This window comes from Methanohalophilus halophilus (genome assembly GCF_001889405.1).
Taxonomy (GTDB): domain Archaea; phylum Halobacteriota; class Methanosarcinia; order Methanosarcinales; family Methanosarcinaceae; genus Methanohalophilus; species Methanohalophilus halophilus.
The window spans coordinates 1,241,289-1,258,852 of record NZ_CP017921.1; the positions used below are offsets into that span (position 1 = coordinate 1,241,289).

The following is a 17,564-nucleotide window of genomic DNA, read 5'->3' on the forward strand; positions in this document are numbered from 1 at the left end:
CAGGTAAAACTTATAATAATTAATAACAATAACTGAGTCGCTGTAAGGACTTCACTAATCATTATTTAATCATTTCGAGGAAATATAATGGATCTGGAATTCAGGTTAAAAGCTGCCTTCAAAACTAGCGGGGACCCCGCACCCGCCGTAGATGCTATTCAGGAGTTTCTTGAGGAAGAAGCCCCAAAGGTACTCGCCAAGGGAGCACCAGAAGGGGAAGAAGCAAAAATTAAGAGCTGGAATGTAAGGGATAACCGGATAGACATTGAGATAGTCTCCGGCAGGTATGTCCGATCCCATGATGCAATTATAAGGCTGCGTAAACCTCTTGCTGGCAAAATTGGAAAGGAATACCATCTGGGCATCCGGGGTATTGATGTTGATGAGTTTGTCATAAAAATGGCTTCCGAAAAATCAGTCGGAGATCTGAAGATACCGCATGTCAGTTCAATGGATTATGACGGAGAATACATCACACTCAATCTGGATGTCGGACAGGCAGAACTTGAAAACCGTGTTCCTGACAGGATACTGACCCTTATGGAGGACAAGATAAGGGAAAAGGTCTATGGCGGCAAGACCGAACACTGGAACCTTCTATGGCAGAGTGAAAAAAAGGCACACCCATTTGAGAAGGACCCAACGCAGGAAATGTTAGAAAAAGGGTGGATCAAAAGAGGGGCCAGCAGAGGGCAGTGGATTCACGGGCCACAGTCCACGAAGTTGTTCCGCACTTTTGAAAAGATAGTTCTTGAAGAACTTCTTGAACCTCTCGGATATCAGGAAATGATCTTCCCGAAACTTGTTCCCTGGGATGTATGGAAGAAATCCGGGCATGCCAAAGGCGTCTATCCGGAAATATATTATGTATGCCCCCCGAAAACCCGCGATCCGGAATACTGGGAAGAGGTCGCTGATCACTACAAGGTTACAAAAGAAGTACCTACTGAACTAATAAAGGAAAAGATAGGTGATCCTATAGGTGGCCTGTGCTATGCCCAGTGTCCCCCCTTCTGGATGTATTTACAGGGTGAAACCATACCTACAGAATCATTCCCCCTGAAAGTCTTTGACCGCTCCGGGACATCCCACAGGTATGAAAGTGGTGGCATCCACGGCATGGAACGTGTTGATGAGTTTCATCGTATCGAGATTGTCTGGCTGGGTACAAAGGAACAGGTAGTCAAAGCCTCAGAAGAGCTCCACGAACGCTATATGCATATCTTCAATGAAATCCTCGATCTTGAATGGAGAAAAGCCTGGGTCACACCATGGTTCATGGCACAGGAGGGACTTGCAGGTGTATCGGATGAGCAAAGTGCCGGTACTACAGATTATGAAGCGCCCCTGCCGTACAGGGGAGATGATGGCGAATGGCTTGAGTTCCAGAACGTGAGTGTCAACGGGGATAAATATCCTTCCGGTTTTAATGTGAAAAGTCAGTCAGGAGATGAACTCTGGTCCGGATGTTCGGGTGTTGGACTGGAAAGATGGACCTCAGCTTTCCTTGCGCAGAAAGGCCTGGATCCGGAAAACTGGCCGGAAGAATTCCGCAAGCGTTTTGGAGAAATGCCTGAAGGAATAAAGTTCTTCTAAAATGGATAACCGATTTGTTTATATATGGACATGTCTAGTATAGAGGGCCACTAATAGCCTATACTATAGAATTTATTAATTACATTGATCATCTACAGAGAAATATCACACTAACACTGGAGGAAATTTATTGGCAAGAAAAGTACAGAGAAAACTGGATAAATGGAAGAACAAAACCTGGTATAACATTGAGACTCCTGAATTTATTGGCAGGACCGTTATTGGGACAACCACTACTGATGAAAGTGAAAAACTGGTTGGAAGGACGATCGAAACCACTGTAGGAGACATTACCAATGATTTCTCAAAACAGAACATCAAACTACGTCTGGCTATCGACAGCGTAACCGGTGACACTGCAAACACTGCTTTCATTGGTCACGAGATCACTACAGATTACCTTCGCTCCATTGTAAAACGCCAGACATCCCGTATAGACAACAACCTTGAGGTAACAACCAAGGACGGACGTAAGCTCCGCATCAAGCCCATTGCATTTACTGTAAAGAGGGCAAGAAGCAGCCAGATAAGAGCAATCCGGGAAATTATGGCAAAAATCGTCCTTGAAAGAGCTGCAGAACTTGACTTTGAACACATTGTCGAGGAAATCGTAACCGGTAAACTTGCAGCCAATATTTACAGGAATGCAAAAACTATCTATCCAATCAGAAGGGTAGAAATACGCAAGACAGAAGTTCTTCCTGTAAAGGCTAATGCTTCCGCAGCAGCCTGAAATTAAAAATAAAAAAGTAGCCTTTCACTTATGAGTGAAATAGGCTACTACTCTCTTTTCTTTTACATCATCTATCCTGCAGAACCCAAAGCGCTCAAACTGCACAACTTTATCAATTTCATCTGCAATCTGTAATTCTCCTATTCCTGTGAATACACCTTCAGGAGAAAGGACATCTACATGCAGATTATCTTCTGCTACCCACTGGACAATAGGAGGGCGTTTTTCCCTGACCTCATCCATTGAATCACCAATATGTTTTGCCCGGAGAGGCTGGGTCGATACAATTTCAATGTTATATAGATCCTTGAGTCTTAAGAGGGATCCGGGGGATAGTTCCTTTGCATCCTCACCACTAATATAAACAATATTATCCACATCTATACTCCTGTTTCCCATATTTTCCACGGGATGCAGAGGTGGGGTGGCAACAGTGTGTTCCCCGTCTATAATCTCAACTTTTTGAGGGTTGGGGACAAAGAAGAAACGCTTTGCCTGTGAGTCAATAAGTTTACGGTTTTCAGAATAAAGGGAATCCATGCTGATACTCACATCGGTTTCCCCCACACCCATGTCTACCATAAATTTACGCAGGGCCTGTGGTTTGATGCCACGTCTGCGAATTGCCCTTATTGTTGGAAGCCGTGGGTCATCCCAGCCGGTGTATTCGCCTTCTTCTATAGATTTCCTGAGTGCACTGGTGCTGAATTTACCGAATTCATGCATTTTAATGCGACCCCAGTGTGTGGTCTTTGGATATTCCCAGCCAAGGTAATCATAGATATACTTCTGACGCTTTTCACTGTCCATCAAATCTTTGCCCCGGATGATATGGGTCATGCCAAGTTCATGGTCCTCGATGGCTCCCTCAAAATCAAGAAGCGGCCATACTACGTATTTATCACCCACTTCCGGGCGGGGATGTGTAGCTTTTACTATCCTGAAAGCACCAAAATCCCTTAGTGCAGGGTCCTTATGGTCGATCTCTGTCTTGATACGCAATACAGCGGATTTTTCTTCGTAATCGCCCTCAATCATCTTATGCCAGTATTCCAGATTTTCCGCAGGGTCCCTGTCACGATCAGGACATGGGCTACATGAATCTTTATACTTCTTGAAATCAGCCCCCTCACAGAAACAGACATAAGCGTGCCCCATTTCGATAAGCTTGCGGGCATACTCATAGTAAAGATTTATTCTGTCTGATGCCTTTACCACCCTGTCCGGTTTGATACCAAGCCACTGACAGTCATCAAGGTACCATTCATAGGCTTCAAGAAGGGGGCGCTTGGTCTGGGGATCAGTATCATCAAAACGTATTATGAAATCCCCGCCATACATTTTGACATATTCGGAGTTGATTATCATCCCCCTTGCACTGCCCAGGGTAGCGGGCCCGTTGGGATTGGGAGCAAAACGCATAACAACCTTTTCCCCTTCTGCAACATCAAGGGGTTTGAGGCCTTTATCGGGCTCTTTCTTTGTATTTAGTTCTTCAATAAGTTCAGGTGCGACTTCCTCAAGTCTCTGCTGCCATACATCCGGGTTGCCTTCTGCAACCTGGTCTATGATTTTCTGTACTTGCGCCGTGACGTCTTTGGCTTTAGGACGCAGGTGGGGACACTGTCCCATCACCCGACCCATGACAGCTCCAACCTGGGGAGGTTGTCCGTATTTTACAGCATTCTGCAATGCAAATTTTTCAATCGTTTTTATATCTTCATCCTTTAATGTCATCTGGCTGACCTCTATAAAGTAAAAAAGTGATTCAACATACAATTAAATAGAATTTCTTATCTGCTGGATATGAGATGCTTTTGTAATGATGGCTGATATTTGCCCGTCAAAATCCTCAAGGAATTTTTCGGTATTCTCACCTGCAACTGCTCCGTGTGATGAAGGCTTTATGAGATGTTCCTGTTCAAGTACCCTCAATGAATATCTCACTTTATGGGTTGGCATCCCCGTTTCATCCGAAAGTTTAAGGATACCAATCGGCCCTTCCTCAATAACCTTCCTGAGGACGATAAGGTGTCTTTCAGTTAATTCAAGTTCCCTGTAAATTTGATCAAAAAGCATTATGATACCTCATTGGATAATGTGCCTATGCCCTCAATGGTTACGTCTACGGAATCACCGGAATTAAGTTCACCCACTCCCTGAGGGGTACCTGTGGCAATTACGTCCCCCTTTTCAAGGGTCATGACGGAGGATATGAATTCTATCAGATAATCAACATCGAATATCAATCTGGAAGTTGATGAATTTTGTCTGGTCATGCCATTAACACTGCACTTAATGTTTGATTCACAGGCATCGAAATCTGCCGCAGGAGTTATGAAAGGACCAATCGGGGAAAAAGTATCAAAACCCTTTGCTCTGGTCCACTGTCCATCCTTTTGCTGGAGATCACGGGCTGTTACATCATTAAAACATGTGTATCCTTTGATGACACTTTGTGCACTTTCAGCATGAATGCCATGGCATTGCTGTCCTATGACAACAGCAAGTTCTGCTTCATAATCAACACGATTGCTGCAGGAAGGATAGATAATTTTTGCATCATGCCCAATTACAGAAGATGGGGGTTTCATGAAAATAATTGGTTCATCCGGGATGTCCATATCCAGTTCTTTGGCGTGATCAATATAATTCAGCCCCACACAGATAATTTTGGAAGGACTTGAAGGTGGGAGTATATCAAGTGAATTAAGATCGTAAACATCTCCCTCGGCAGATGTTACCCTTTCATCCTGTACATTTCCCTCAAAACTCTCTGTACCGTGTTTGAATTTTCCGATCATGTTATCCACTTGTTAATAATAAGGAGATGCATTGTCCTAGCAGACAAATTATGAAGATATGGTATAAATATAAATCCTTTTTCTTATCAATTCCGGCAAATGAGCGCCGGTTTGCCAGAGTATGACCAATCGGGAAAACTTATTTGACTGTTTGGAAAGAATACTTTATTGGGGAGTGGATATGAACGATCTTTACTGCATAGAAGAAAAAAATCATGTACTTAGGTATGTGAATAACATCCCGATTTCGGGTAGATACAGGACCGAATTGGTACGATGGATCAATACCTACCTTGATGAAGAATCTGTCGAAAAACACCTTTCAAGCGCAAACGATGCGTTTGATCTGTCGGTAAAACAGGCGGCTGAAAGGGATCTTGAACTAACCATCCTTTTTGCCAAAAAAGAAGATAGGACAAATTCAGGAATAATTTTCCTGGAAGGGGAATTGCTGTTTCTGTTTAACCTGCTCTATGAAAAAGTGAAGGCACAAAAACCTGCTGCCTGATAATTAAAAATGGCATTTGCAACCTGAAGAATCACGTTCATAATGTCCGAATTCAGATCCTTCAAGTTCACTGCCATTGAATACAGGGCCGTCCCTGCAGACACGCAGGCCTTCGGGATCCATACTGCAGGCTCCGCATACTCCTATGCCGCATTTGAAATACCGGTGCAGGCTGAACTCTGTCTTTACATGAACATCGCGCGTTTTCAAAATTTCAAAGACCTTATACATCATAATTTCCGGGCCACACACATATATCCTGTCGTAATCAGAGGTATCTGTTTCTGCCAGCTGGTCGGTCACAAAACCGCTCCGGCCTTCAGAACCGTCATCAGTGGTAATATCCACCCTTCCACAGGCAAAGCGTTCCCTGAACAAAATTTCATCACAGCATCTGGAACCCAGGATTGTGTGGCCTTCAATTCCTCTTGCCTTTATAATATCTGCAAGGGGTGCAATCGGTGCGGCACCGACCCCTCCTGCAATGAAAAGCACTTTTTCATCCTTTTCTGGGGGAGTAAAACCTCTGCCAAAAGGACCCCTGAGCCCCATATGGTCACCTATTCCAAGTTCGAACATACGGGAGGTGGCATCCCCTACTTTCTGGACGGTAATGGAATTCTTGCCGGACAAGGTCATAGGGACCTCATCGGTGCCGTGTACCCATACCATTACAAATTGGCCGGGGATGGCTGTCTCAAAATGTGTGTCAAAGAAAAAAGTACGCACATTGGGTGACTCTTCGATAATTTCGGTTATTTTTGAATGAATGGGACGCATCAGATCATCTCATGTGACAGGCCTGCTATATCTTCAGTTTTTGAATAGCCATACTTTTGCAGGTATGCATCAATACCTTTGTTTATTGTTTCAAAAATTTGCGTATCGTCATGTACAGCGGATCCGATCTCAACAGCGCTTGCCCCGGCAAGTATCATTTCAATTGCATCTTGAGGACAGGTAATACCTCCCACACCAATTACAGGTACATCAAGCGCTTTATACAGGTCATAAACACATTTTACAGCCACCGGTTTTACTGCAGGACCGGATAGTCCTCCAAAACGGTTGCCGAGTATCGGATACCCGGAATGGATATCAATGGCCATACCCCGCACTGTATTGATAGCAACGACTGCCGATGCCCCTGCTGTTTCTGCTGCCCGGCCAATGGAAGTAATATCCGTAACATTGGGTGTGAGTTTCACCCATACAGGTACATCCACAGCATCAACTACCGAAGCCGTGATTTCATGTACCAGATCAGGATCAGTTCCCACCGAGGCCCCATAACCTTCAGCATGGGGACAGCTTACATTAAGTTCAAAACAATCAGGTTTTGAGGAAAGTAACCCTCTCGCAACTTCAGTGAATTCTGCAGAGTCCCCGCCGAATATGCTGGCAATTAACGGTGCATCCGTTTTGCTTTTCGCAATTCCGATTTCCTCACAGAAACCCGAGTAGGAAGGATTGGGAAGCCCCATCGCGTTAATATATCCACATTCCAGCTCCACCATGGAAGGATTATTATGGCCTTTCTTGGGAACCGGGCCAATTGATTTGGTTACCAATGCACCAGCACCGTTGCGTCCCATTCTTGCAAGGGCTGCTCCTGTGGTTCCCATTATACCTGAAGCCAGAATTGTAGGATTTTTGAGTTCTATACCTGCTATATTCATGAATGATCAATTATTTTTTGGGACAACTGGGAGATGGCTTCTTTTACCAGTTCTTTTCCGCCCATAGCAACAAGTTTCTGACCCAGCTCTTTAGCATGTTCACGATAATTATCCACGGGGATAATCTCGTCCAGACGGATGTCCCGCTTCCCGTCAAGGGATAATATCTCGGCACGTATGTGTATCTTGTTACCATTGTCCACAAATTCTGCAAATGAACCGACCGGTACAATACATCCGCCTTCCACATCCCTGATCACCAGTCTCTCTACCTCTGTAGCGATACGGGATTCAGCATGATCGATCTGGGAGCAAAGTAATTCCGCTTCCCCGCCTGCCAGGGTAACCACGGCAATGGTTCCCTGGTTGGCCGAGGGACAGAAATTATCGGCGTCCAGTCTGTGACATTCGATGTCCCATCCCATGCGTTGTAGACCCGCTTCTGCCAGTATAATTGCGTCATACATACCGGATTCAAGTTTTTTAAGGCGGGTATTTATGTTCCCACGCAGGTCCTGGATATCCAGATCCGGGCGGTAGCGCAAAAACTGGGCCCGCCTGCGCATGGATGTTGTCCCTACAATCGCCCCTTCAGGCAATTCGTCAAGGGTTGAACCATCGTTTGTGAGAAGTACGTCATGAGGAGAATCACGTTCGATCACTGCTGCGATGGAAAGTTCTGCCGGTCTTTCAGTGGGTAGGTCTTTCATCGAATGGACTGCAATATCGATCTCCCCGGAAAGCATCCGGTCATCCAGTTCCCTCACAAAGGCACCAACGCCCTCTACCTCGTGGAGCGGGCGGTCTGTGAAGGTATCACCGCTTGTTTTTATGATCTTGCGGGTGGTGGGGAAACCGCGGCTATCCAGAAGACCCCCAACGGTCTTTGCCTGTGCAAGAGCCAGATCGCTTCCCCTTGTACCAATTATCAAATCAACACATCCTATTACAGGCAGGATTCATAAGCTTCAAAGGTCGCTTCCAGATCATCTTCGGTATGTGCCAGAGAGAGGAAATTCGTCTCAAACTGGGAAGGGGGTATAAAAATTCCCTGATCCAGCATTTTATGGAAGAAATTAAAATAGCCTTCCTTGTCACATTTGAGTACATCCTGATAATTCGTTGGCATATCTCCAAAGAAGATCTTGAACATGGAACCGATACCTGAAACACTGTAATCCAGTCCTTTGTCAGTGACCATATCGGAAAGTCTGCTGCGTACATTCTGCCCCATCGTATTGAGTTTTTCATGAGCATTTTCCTTCTCAAGCACATCAAGCACTGCATTTCCTGCAGCAACAGATGCCGGGTGACCACTAAAAGTCCCTGCCTGGTATACCGAACCGGAAGGTGCTATCATTTCGATGATATCTTTCCTGCCTCCGAAAACCCCTATGGGCATTCCTCCACCGATAATTTTGCCCAGCGTTGTCAGGTCAGGTGTCACACCATAATATTCCTGTGCACCGCCCATTGCAAGTCTGAAGCCGGTTATTACTTCATCGAATATGAGCAGGGTATCATATTCCTTTGTAAGTTTCCTGATCTCTTCCAGATAACCTTCCTGTGGCAATACCGGTCCGACATTACCCATTACCGGTTCCATGATGACAGCTGCTATATCATCGCTTGATTCAAGCAGGTCTGTCATGGCTTCGATATTATTATAGGGTGCCTGAAGAGTATGTTTGGTAAAATCCTGTGGTACACCCAGAGAGTCGGGTTTACCTAATGTGGAAGCACCTGAGCCGGCTTTGACAAGTACTGAATCGTGAGCACCGTGGAAACCGCCTTCTATTTTGACGAATTTGTTTTTTCCTGTATAACCACGTGCTGCCCGCAGGGCACTCATTGTAGCCTCCGTACCTGTGGATACAAAACGAAGCATATCGATTCCAGGATATGCGGCTGCAATCCTTTCGGCCAGTTTGAACTCGGACTCAGTGGGGGTCCCATAGAGCCATCCCTTTTCAAGTTGATCACTTATTGCTTTCTTGACCACGGGATTTGCATGACCCAGCATATTTGGGCCGTAACCGAGGCAGTAATCTATGTACTCATTACCGTCAATATCTGTAATACGGCATCCGGAAGCTTTCTCGGTGTAGAAAGGATAGGGTTTGATTGCTCGTACCGGACTGCTAACACCACCAGGGAGATATTCCCTGGCCTTTTCAAACATTGCTTTTGATTTTTCCAGATTGACCATGTAATCACACCAATAAATTTCATTCATTCATTCATTCAGTAATTGTGCCATTTCCTTGGCAAAGTAAGTAATTATCATGTCGGCTCCAGCCCTTTTTATTGACATCAGGGATTCGTACATGACTTTTTTCTCATCCAGCCAGCCCTGCTGGGCAGCTGCCTTGAGCATGGAATATTCCCCGCTGACATTGTAAGCCGCAGTTGGCATACCAAACTCCTGTTTTATCCGGTAGATAATATCAAGGTATGGAAGAGCCGGTTTTACCATAACGATGTCGGCACCTTCCATGATGTCCAGTTCTACTTCCCGCAGGGCCTCATCCGAATTTGCAGGGTCCATCTGGTATGTCGAGCGATCCCCGAAACAATAACATGAATCAGCAGCATCCCTGAAGGGGCCGTAAAATGCGGAACAGTATTTTGCAGCATAGGACATAATTGGCACATCACTGAAATTTCCCTGATCCAGGGATTGCCTGATTGCATCCACCATGCCGTCCATCATACCCGAAGGTGCCACCATATCTGCTCCCGCCCTGGCATGGCTTGCCGCGATCTCGCCCAGAATGGGTAGAGTCTCATCATTTATCACATCATGGGTTTCATTATCAATAATGCCGCAATGGCCATGGGATGTGTATTCACACATGCAAACATCTGTAATCACAACCATGTCACCACCAAGTTCCTCCTTGATAGCCCGCGTTGCCTGCTGGACAATATCTTCATCCCCACAAGCACTGCTTCCCTTTTCATCCTTGTCCGAAGGAATACCGAAAAGCATCAAAGAACTGATGCCCAGGTCCGCCACATTCCTGGCCTCATTGACAACTTCGGAAAGGGGTAACCTCAGAACACCTTCCATGGATGGTACTTCAACTATGGATTCTGCAGTTTCGTCAACAAACATAGGGTATATGAGGTCATCAACCCCTAGGGAAGTTTCACGTATAAGATTACCTATTTTTCCGTTCCTGAGCCTGCGCATTCGAATATTTGGGTACATTGGTATCACAAGTCCTTATTTGCAATTTTCCTTTTCTTTTTTAGCATAGGGTTTGATGTTAAAAAGCTTGCAGGCCGAATCAAGGAAAGCCTCATCATTGTATTCAGCTGCATTGCGCAGCACCTTGGTAGGTTCTGCCAGAACCTTATTTGCTATGGCCCTTGTCAGGTCATCCAGGACCTTGCATTCCACATCCCCAATTGTGTGATAAGCTCCCAACCTGTTCACAGCCCTATCCATCTCATGTTTTCGCAGAGTATATATCTGGCTGTAAAGTTCGGACAAAAGAGCGTCTGCTTTCTGTCTTTTGTACTGGTTAATGAGCATTTTGTATTCTTCATCAATTATAGTTTCAACTTTCTTTGCCTCTTCCATTCTCATCTGTAGATTGCGCTCATTAATAACCCGAAGATTATCGATGTTACGCAGGATAACTTTTGGAAGGCTTTCAACTTCGGGATCTATGTCCCGGGGACTGGCGATATCTATCAGCAGAAGATTATCGCTCCTGTTCATAAGGGATCTTTCCACTGTTGCTTTCTTCAGGACATAATGGGGAGCAGATGTAGCACTGATTATGACATCGGCCTGCTGTGTATAGCGATCAAGACTCACGAAATCCACGGCCTCCCCTCCCAGCTCATCTGCAAGTACTTTTGCCTTTTCATATGTGCGGTTTGCCAGATACACAACATTCATGTCCCTGTGCGATAATGCCCGGGTCACAAGAGTGCCCATCTCGCCGGTTCCAATTACAAGTATATTACGTCCTTGAAGGCCTTTTAACATTTCATCGGCAAGATCCACTGCAGCAGATGCAATCGATACGGAACCCCGATTGATGTTGGTTTCAGTACGAGCCCTTTTACCTACCTGGATAGCCTTGCTAAAAGCGGTCTCCAGGATTTTGCCCATGGTGCCTGCATTTTTGGAGATGGTGAACAAATCCTTTATCTGTCCCAGGATCTGATCTTCTCCTATGATCATGGATTCAAGGCCACAGGAGAGCTTTAAAAGATGATATAAGGATTCTTCATGGTCATAAAATTCGACAATTCGGGAAGAAACCCCCATGCTTTTTGCAAAATGGAAAAGGACACTGCTTCCCCTGGGGGATACCACATACATTTCCAGTCGGTTGCATGTCTTAAGGACTGCACATTCGTACACGAGCTCATGGGAACTTAGCTGGGAAAGTATATCCTCGATTTCACCCTGCCAGGCATCTTCCATTTCCTCCACTGTTGCCTTTGCATGGGAAATAACCATGCTAGATATTTCAGTCAATGTTATCCTCCGTTATTCGAGCAATGATCCAGCTGTTCTTTTGAATCGTCATCTGCGCTATTCTCAATCTGCTCCAACATTATATCGTATGCTATATTATACGCTTTTTCATAGGAATCTTCAAAAGCATCCCATATTCTGTCATCTTCAAGCACATCCCACAGAATTTGTTTCCTGAGGGGCTGGCTAGCAATCCGTTCTTTCAGATTAGTGCGTAATTCATCCTGCAGATGTGCCATATCTGCGTAATTAGGAGTGATAGTATGCTCGACTTTTATGCGCGTATATCTGGAAAGGGCGGGACTGTGCCCCAAAGTAGATATTCCAACAGTTACCGGCCCTCTTTGTATCACTGACGGGACTATAACATCCCCTTTGGAATCCACGGAATTTACAAATATATCCATGCCGGAAGCAATCCGGCTAATCTTCATATTCAGTTTTTGGTCACTTGTGGCCGGGATTACGATAAATGCCCCTTTAAGGTATTCATGAATTGTATCAGAAGACATTGCACTGATATCTGCCTGCACTATATCTATTACTTCAGAGGTATAAAGGGAAAGGATTTTTTCAGAAAAATCTTCACTTATAACGATTACTTCTCCATATTTATAAAAAAGTGATGCTTTGCGCTGGCCGACGTGTCCTCCTCCGAAAATCACGATTTTCCGGGAAGACAAATCAAGGAAAAGTGGCATATATCGGCGATCAGACATTATTGGTACCTCACATATTACAGTTACAGCCTTACACCTGTTTTCTTGAACTCATGCTCACTGAACAAAAGACGATAGTCATATATCCCGGTTGCATCTGCAATTTTCCCGGCAATTGTTTCACAGTCTTTTTTACTGTAAGAATGGACCATTGTAAAAAGATTGTATGGCCAATCAGGATATCTGGGTCGCTCGTAACAATGAGTTACTTCGCTAAAATTGGACATCACTTTGCCTACATCTTCCACCTGTTCATCCGGTACATTCCAGATACACATGGCGTTGGCAGTTATGCCGATGGTACGATGGCCAATTGATGCACCAAAACGACGTATGATTCCCTGGCTTTGCATTTCCTTTAGCCGATCTACAATTTCCTGTTCACTTAATCCCGTTTCTTCTGCGATTTTCTTGAATGGGGAATGGGTATATTCGATTCCGTGTTGTGTTACTTCCAGGATTTTACGGGAAAGAGGATCAAGCTTATCGGACATCGAATTTCACCCCTATCTTGAAAAGACGTTTTGTGGGTAAATCCAGTATAGGACATCCGGTTTCATCTACAATCTGCCTGATTATGGTGTCGAGGCGTTCACGATCTGCTGCAGATATGGTAAACCATATATTATACTCCGCCGGGCGCAAATAGTTGTGAGAGACTTCCGGATGTTTATTAATGATTTCTCCAATCTCATGGGTTTGTGAATAGGGGGCTTTCAGGGCTATGAGGGTACTTGTCCCCCCGATCTTGCGGGTATTTATTATAGGACCAATGCGCCTCACGGCTCCCCGATTATTGAGTCTCTGCAGTCTTTTTAGCAATTCCTCTTCAGGAATATCTATCCTTTCAGCCAGTACTTCATAGGGATTAACGGAAAGGGGAAATTCAAGCTGGATCTCATTCAATATCCTTTTGTCCATTTCATCAAGCCGGATCATGGGAACTCACATTTATTCTTGAGAATAGAATAGGTTACGAGATGTAATCATGGATTATAATGTTTTCTTTCATATTATCTGGAATATTTGCAATAATGGTATTTTATACGGCAATCCAGTCCTAAATTATAGATTCATAGGTGGAAACCATATTATATGCTCAAAACAGTGACAGAAGGCAATAAAGTACCGCATCTACTATAAAAAATAAAATGGGAATTTTCGCCCACTTAAAACCTGTTTTTATTTTTGGCGTGGATGATAGATACAATAAGGTTCTTCTTCCAGATAATCCCCGGTTGCTGCATATGCCCGGGCACGGCACCCACCGCAAACATTCTTGTATTCACATTTGCCGCATTTTCCCTTTAGGAGACTGAAATCCCTGAGTTCATTGAACAAAGTTGAATTGTTCCATATTTCTCCGAAAGATTGCTGTCTTATATTGCCGGCAATTGCAGGAAGGTAGCCGCAGGGCTGCACATCCCCGGTACTTGAAACAAAACAAAAGGCAGTCCCTCCCAGACACCCTCTGCTCACAGCATCAAAGCCATGGGTTTTGATTGAAACTTCCACTCCTTCCTTTTCCGCACACTGGCGCATAATACGGAAATAATGGGGCGCACAGGTAGCTTTGAGTTCAAGGGAAGTATGCTTTTTCTGTTCATAGAACCAGTGCAGTATCCTTTCATACTCTGCCGGGGGTATCTCCTCATCTGCAAGGTTTTCCCCTCTGCCTGTAGGCACAAGCAGGAAAATATGGAGGGCTTCGGCTCCCAATGAAGTAGCCATTTTAAGGATACGTGGAATCTCTCCAAGATTTCTTTTGGTTATTGTAGTATTAATTTGAAAATCCATGCCTTCTGCTTTGAGGGCATCAATTCCCTCCATGGCTTTGTCAAAGGCACCTTTAACTCCCCTGAACCCATCATGGGTTGCAGAGTCTGCCCCATCAAGACTTATACTGACCCTCTTTATTCCTGCTTCTTTGAGTTTTCTTACAGTTTCCCTGTCAAGGAGGGTGCCGTTTGTAGCAAGTACCACCCTGAGGCCTTTATTTGTGCCATAACGGGCAAGTTCATATACATCAGGGCGAACAAGTGGTTCACCTCCACTGAGAATTAATATTGGGGAACCAAAGGAAGCGACCTGGTCAATGAATGTTTTTGCCTCGAATGTGTCCAGTTCACCAATAGCTTTTTCGTCGGTGGATGCACCTCTGCAATGCATGCATGAAAGGTTGCATCTGGATGTCAATTCCCAGGCAATTAATCTTGGAGGGTTGGGTTCTTCTGACATGGTCATATCACAGTCATTTTAATTTATTTAAATAATGGTATACTGATTGTACCATTAATCAAATATATAGAATTGTTTGTCAGGACCGCATGACACATATAAGAGATAGGTAATCTAGTTATTTGTAAATGGCTTGCGGTGTGAAATATGGATTCACTGAATACAGCATTTTTGATTGTTGTCATGGCAATAGTTTCATATACAATATTCCTGATTCGAAAACGTTCACAGCTTCTTCGTGAATTTGAAAGGTTAAATCCTGAATGAAGGGACATTGATGGATAAAAAACAAAAACAAATTCTTGCAGTTATTACAATACTTGCCTTTGCTATCCTGGGCCTATGGGGCATAGATACCGGCCAGACTTATTACATGGTATCAGAAATTAAGGAAAATATAGATGATTTTGGCGGGAATGATATCAACACAATGGGTGCTATCAGGCAAGGAACACTGGATGTAAAACCCGGTAATATAACTTTCATGCTTCAGGACATAGAGCAACCTGAAAAGTACATTGAAGTTGAATATACCGGTGACCTGCCACCCAATCTTGAAGAAGGTAAAGAACTGAGTATTGAAGGAAAAATAGATAAACAGGGCAATCTCAAAGCGGAAAAAATTGTCATGGGTTGCCCTTCCAAGTACTCCGAATAATCTATGGCCATCTCAGAGAGGTTAATCGATGGATATTGAAAAATGGGATGAATGCCGGAGTATAAACAAAGCACTAATTGACTTTGTGGAAGAAATTGACAACGACTCTAAAATGAAGAAGGTAGTTGCTCACATATGTCAATCCGGCGGGAAAAAAACACGTCCTGTGATCCTCCTGCTATCATCCCGGGTATGCGGCAGTGAAATTGAAAATACCCTTGATGCTGCCCTGGCAATTGAACTTATCCACTCCGCCTCCCTTATTCACGATGACCTGCTGGACAGGGGGGTGTTGAGAAGGGGATTTAAGACTGCCCATGAGGTATATGGTACCGCTGCAGCAATGCTTGCGGGAGATTACCTGATATCCAAGTCAATTGAACTAATATCTTCATATGGCAAAGAAACAGGCACGGAATTTGGAAGGGCAGGTATGGAAATGGCCGAAGGCGAGGCCATGGATGTGGATTTGCTGGAAAAAAACAGTAAAAATCGTATCGAGTACTTTAATTGTATAGAAAAGAAGACCGCTTCACTTTTTGCTGCCTCTGCAGCAATGGGGGCCTATGTTGCAGGAGCAGACGAGGATACAGCTTCTAAACTCAGGCACTTTGGAAATAAACTCGGAACTGCCTATCAAATCGTTGATGATATGTTGGAATACACCAGTAAAGTAAACAACAAGGAATCAATACACATATCCCCTTCGCTGGTAGATATATACAGGCAGGACATGGCGGATGCACAAGCAATAGAAAAAACCATGGAAGTGGTTGAACAACTTGTTTCTGAAGCACATGAAATAATCGATCAATTTCCGCCTTCACAATCTAGAAATAAATTACATGAGCTTACTAATTATGCCACAAAAGGTCTTTTCCCTGAAGTTGGAGCAAGGAAATGCTAAAAAGGTGAATTTATGAGAGTATATGAAAAACCCATGATAAAAATTGATGCAAATGTGGAAAATGATAAAGTTGTACTCACCAGTGAGGGTCCCCTCTCCACCATTGCAAAACCCATTCTGAAACGTATTAACCGAATTTTTCAGGAAGAAAAGCCCATTACATTTAATGGTGAAAAGATTATATTTTCGACATGGGTCCCTCCAATTCCCAGCAATGCATTCAACAGGATGATCAGTTCCCAGATTGCTGCCATCATGAAAAAACGTGTGCCTGACCAATTTTCAATAGCTATTACCGATAAATGTCCGAATAATTGTATCCACTGCGGAGCTGCGGGTTTCCTTACTGAGGAAGAATTAACTACCGACCAAATCAACAGTGCTATCGATCAATCCCTTGATCTTGGTGCCTACCTTATTTCTTTCGATGGTGGGGAAACAATGCTTCGAAAGGATCTTCCCGACATGGTGAGGGCAGTGGATAATGATAGGTGCATTGCAACCTGTTTCACTTCTGGTTTTGGCCTTACGCCTGACAGGGCTGCACGGTTGAAGGATGCGGGCATGTATGCCATGAGAATAAGCATAGACAGTCCATTCGAAAAGGAACATGACCGTATTCGTGGCAGGGATGGGGCATACAAAGACGCTATTGCGGGTATTAAGAATACCTTAGAAGCTGACATTATGGCAGATATGTTTGTAGTAGTGTCACCCGATAATATCGATGACCTTGAAGATTTCTATGGTCTTGCTGCAGACATGGGCATGCAGGAGATGTCCATCTATGAGATCGTTGCTGTGGGTCGCTGGCTTGAACATGAAGATGAAGTCATCACCCAAAAGGACGTGAAGAGCATGGAGCGTTTCCAAAAACGGATGAACAGTGGAGCAGAGGGGCCACGTGTTACTTCATTCCCTTATTTTATGGGGCCGGATATGTTTGGTTGCTTTGCCGGAAGGCGATGGATGCATGCCACACCTGCAGGTGAGGTCATACCCTGCGCCTACACGCCCCTTTCATTTGGAAATATAAAGGAAGAAAGGCTTTCATCCATATGGGACAATATGGGCAAACACCGGGCATATCGTTCCAATTCTGATTATTGCATGATGAGGAATCCTGAATTCAGACAAAAATACATCCATACGATACCCAAAGATGAAATATTACCATATAAAATAAGAAATGAATGAATTCTATATTATATTTCTAAAAGT

20 protein-coding genes are annotated in these 17,564 nt (G+C 44.2%); 7 read left to right on the forward strand and 13 right to left on the reverse strand.

Features of this window, described 5'->3' with window-relative positions; translation table 11 throughout:
* Window positions 1–87 precede the first annotated feature (87 nt).
* Complete coding sequence (locus BHR79_RS06410; protein WP_072561573.1) at window positions 88–1,596, forward strand: serine--tRNA ligase; 1,509 nt, start codon at window positions 88–90, stop codon at window positions 1,594–1,596.
* Window positions 1,597–1,726: 130 nt separating this feature from the next.
* The gene (locus BHR79_RS06415; RefSeq protein WP_013037908.1) at window positions 1,727–2,329 is read left to right on the forward strand and encodes a 30S ribosomal protein S3ae; all 603 of its coding nucleotides are present in this window, start codon (window positions 1,727–1,729) and stop codon (window positions 2,327–2,329) included.
* Between the two features lie 24 nt (window positions 2,330–2,353).
* Here BHR79_RS06415 and BHR79_RS06420 read toward each other — a convergent pair whose 3' ends face one another.
* Genes BHR79_RS06420 through BHR79_RS06430 form a run of 3 tightly spaced genes read right to left on the reverse strand, consistent with a single transcriptional unit; the run spans window position 2,354 to window position 5,133 of the window.
* On the reverse strand, window positions 2,354–4,066 hold the full coding sequence (locus BHR79_RS06420; protein ID WP_072561574.1) for a glutamate--tRNA ligase: 1,713 nt from the start codon (window positions 4,064–4,066) through the stop codon (window positions 2,354–2,356).
* A gap of 42 nt (window positions 4,067–4,108) precedes the next feature.
* Window positions 4,109–4,408 (reverse strand): hypothetical protein, encoded by a 300-nt coding sequence (locus tag BHR79_RS06425; protein WP_072561575.1) that lies wholly within the window; start codon window positions 4,406–4,408, stop codon window positions 4,109–4,111.
* The gene (locus tag BHR79_RS06430; protein ID WP_072561576.1) at window positions 4,408–5,133 is read right to left on the reverse strand and encodes a fumarylacetoacetate hydrolase family protein; all 726 of its coding nucleotides are present in this window, start codon (window positions 5,131–5,133) and stop codon (window positions 4,408–4,410) included. The genes BHR79_RS06425 and BHR79_RS06430 overlap by 1 nt, the downstream gene beginning before the upstream one ends.
* A 181-nt stretch (window positions 5,134–5,314) precedes the next feature.
* Between BHR79_RS06430 and BHR79_RS06435 the strand changes: the two genes are divergently transcribed.
* Complete coding sequence (locus BHR79_RS06435) at window positions 5,315–5,641, forward strand: hypothetical protein (protein WP_123130979.1); 327 nt, start codon at window positions 5,315–5,317, stop codon at window positions 5,639–5,641.
* A 3-nt stretch (window positions 5,642–5,644) separates the two neighbouring features.
* On the opposite strand, the gene BHR79_RS06440 is transcribed toward BHR79_RS06435, so the two are convergent.
* From BHR79_RS06440 to ahbD, 10 genes are all read right to left on the reverse strand, one after another.
* Window positions 5,645–6,421, reverse strand: coding sequence for a dihydroorotate dehydrogenase electron transfer subunit (locus tag BHR79_RS06440; protein WP_072561578.1), 777 nt, complete (start codon window positions 6,419–6,421; stop codon window positions 5,645–5,647).
* Window positions 6,421–7,320: a dihydroorotate dehydrogenase gene (locus tag BHR79_RS06445; protein WP_072561579.1), complete on the reverse strand. Its 900-nt coding sequence runs from the start codon at window positions 7,318–7,320 to the stop codon at window positions 6,421–6,423. Before BHR79_RS06445 ends, BHR79_RS06440 begins: the two co-directional genes overlap by 1 nt.
* A complete protein-coding gene (hemC, locus tag BHR79_RS06450) occupies window positions 7,317–8,252 on the reverse strand; it encodes a hydroxymethylbilane synthase (RefSeq protein WP_072561580.1) in 936 nt (311 codons plus the stop codon). The genes BHR79_RS06445 and hemC overlap by 4 nt, the downstream gene beginning before the upstream one ends.
* Window positions 8,253–8,266: 14 nt before the next feature.
* Complete coding sequence (gene hemL, locus BHR79_RS06455; protein WP_072562327.1) at window positions 8,267–9,529, reverse strand: glutamate-1-semialdehyde 2,1-aminomutase; 1,263 nt, start codon at window positions 9,527–9,529, stop codon at window positions 8,267–8,269.
* Window positions 9,530–9,556: 27 nt separating this feature from the next.
* A complete protein-coding gene (hemB, locus tag BHR79_RS06460) occupies window positions 9,557–10,534 on the reverse strand; it encodes a porphobilinogen synthase (protein ID WP_072561581.1) in 978 nt (325 codons plus the stop codon).
* 15 nt (window positions 10,535–10,549) lie between these two features.
* Window positions 10,550–11,821 (reverse strand): glutamyl-tRNA reductase, encoded by a 1,272-nt coding sequence (gene hemA, locus BHR79_RS06465; protein ID WP_072561582.1) that lies wholly within the window; start codon window positions 11,819–11,821, stop codon window positions 10,550–10,552.
* Between the two features lie 2 nt (window positions 11,822–11,823).
* Window positions 11,824–12,540, reverse strand: coding sequence for a precorrin-2 dehydrogenase/sirohydrochlorin ferrochelatase family protein (locus BHR79_RS06470; protein ID WP_072561583.1), 717 nt, complete (start codon window positions 12,538–12,540; stop codon window positions 11,824–11,826).
* 23 nt (window positions 12,541–12,563) lie between these two features.
* The gene (gene ahbB, locus BHR79_RS06475) at window positions 12,564–13,034 is read right to left on the reverse strand and encodes a siroheme decarboxylase subunit beta (RefSeq protein ID WP_072561584.1); all 471 of its coding nucleotides are present in this window, start codon (window positions 13,032–13,034) and stop codon (window positions 12,564–12,566) included.
* On the reverse strand, window positions 13,024–13,479 hold the full coding sequence (gene ahbA / locus BHR79_RS06480) for a siroheme decarboxylase subunit alpha (RefSeq protein WP_072561585.1): 456 nt from the start codon (window positions 13,477–13,479) through the stop codon (window positions 13,024–13,026). Before ahbA ends, ahbB begins: the two co-directional genes overlap by 11 nt.
* Window positions 13,480–13,722: 243 nt before the next feature.
* Window positions 13,723–14,784: a heme b synthase gene (ahbD, locus tag BHR79_RS06485; RefSeq protein WP_091829021.1), complete on the reverse strand. Its 1,062-nt coding sequence runs from the start codon at window positions 14,782–14,784 to the stop codon at window positions 13,723–13,725.
* 141 nt (window positions 14,785–14,925) lie between these two features.
* On the opposite strand from ahbD, the gene BHR79_RS06490 reads away from it, so the two are divergent.
* The 4 genes from BHR79_RS06490 to BHR79_RS06505 are packed head-to-tail and all read left to right on the forward strand — an operon-like array spanning window position 14,926 to window position 17,540.
* A complete protein-coding gene (locus BHR79_RS06490) occupies window positions 14,926–15,045 on the forward strand; it encodes a CcmD family protein (RefSeq protein WP_072561586.1) in 120 nt (39 codons plus the stop codon).
* Between the two features lie 10 nt (window positions 15,046–15,055).
* A complete protein-coding gene (locus BHR79_RS06495) occupies window positions 15,056–15,436 on the forward strand; it encodes a cytochrome c maturation protein CcmE domain-containing protein (protein WP_072561587.1) in 381 nt (126 codons plus the stop codon).
* A gap of 28 nt (window positions 15,437–15,464) precedes the next feature.
* On the forward strand, window positions 15,465–16,343 hold the full coding sequence (locus BHR79_RS06500) for a polyprenyl synthetase family protein (protein ID WP_072561588.1): 879 nt from the start codon (window positions 15,465–15,467) through the stop codon (window positions 16,341–16,343).
* A gap of 12 nt (window positions 16,344–16,355) precedes the next feature.
* Complete coding sequence (locus BHR79_RS06505; RefSeq protein ID WP_072561589.1) at window positions 16,356–17,540, forward strand: radical SAM protein; 1,185 nt, start codon at window positions 16,356–16,358, stop codon at window positions 17,538–17,540.
* The last annotated feature ends 24 nt before the right edge of the window (window positions 17,541–17,564 follow it).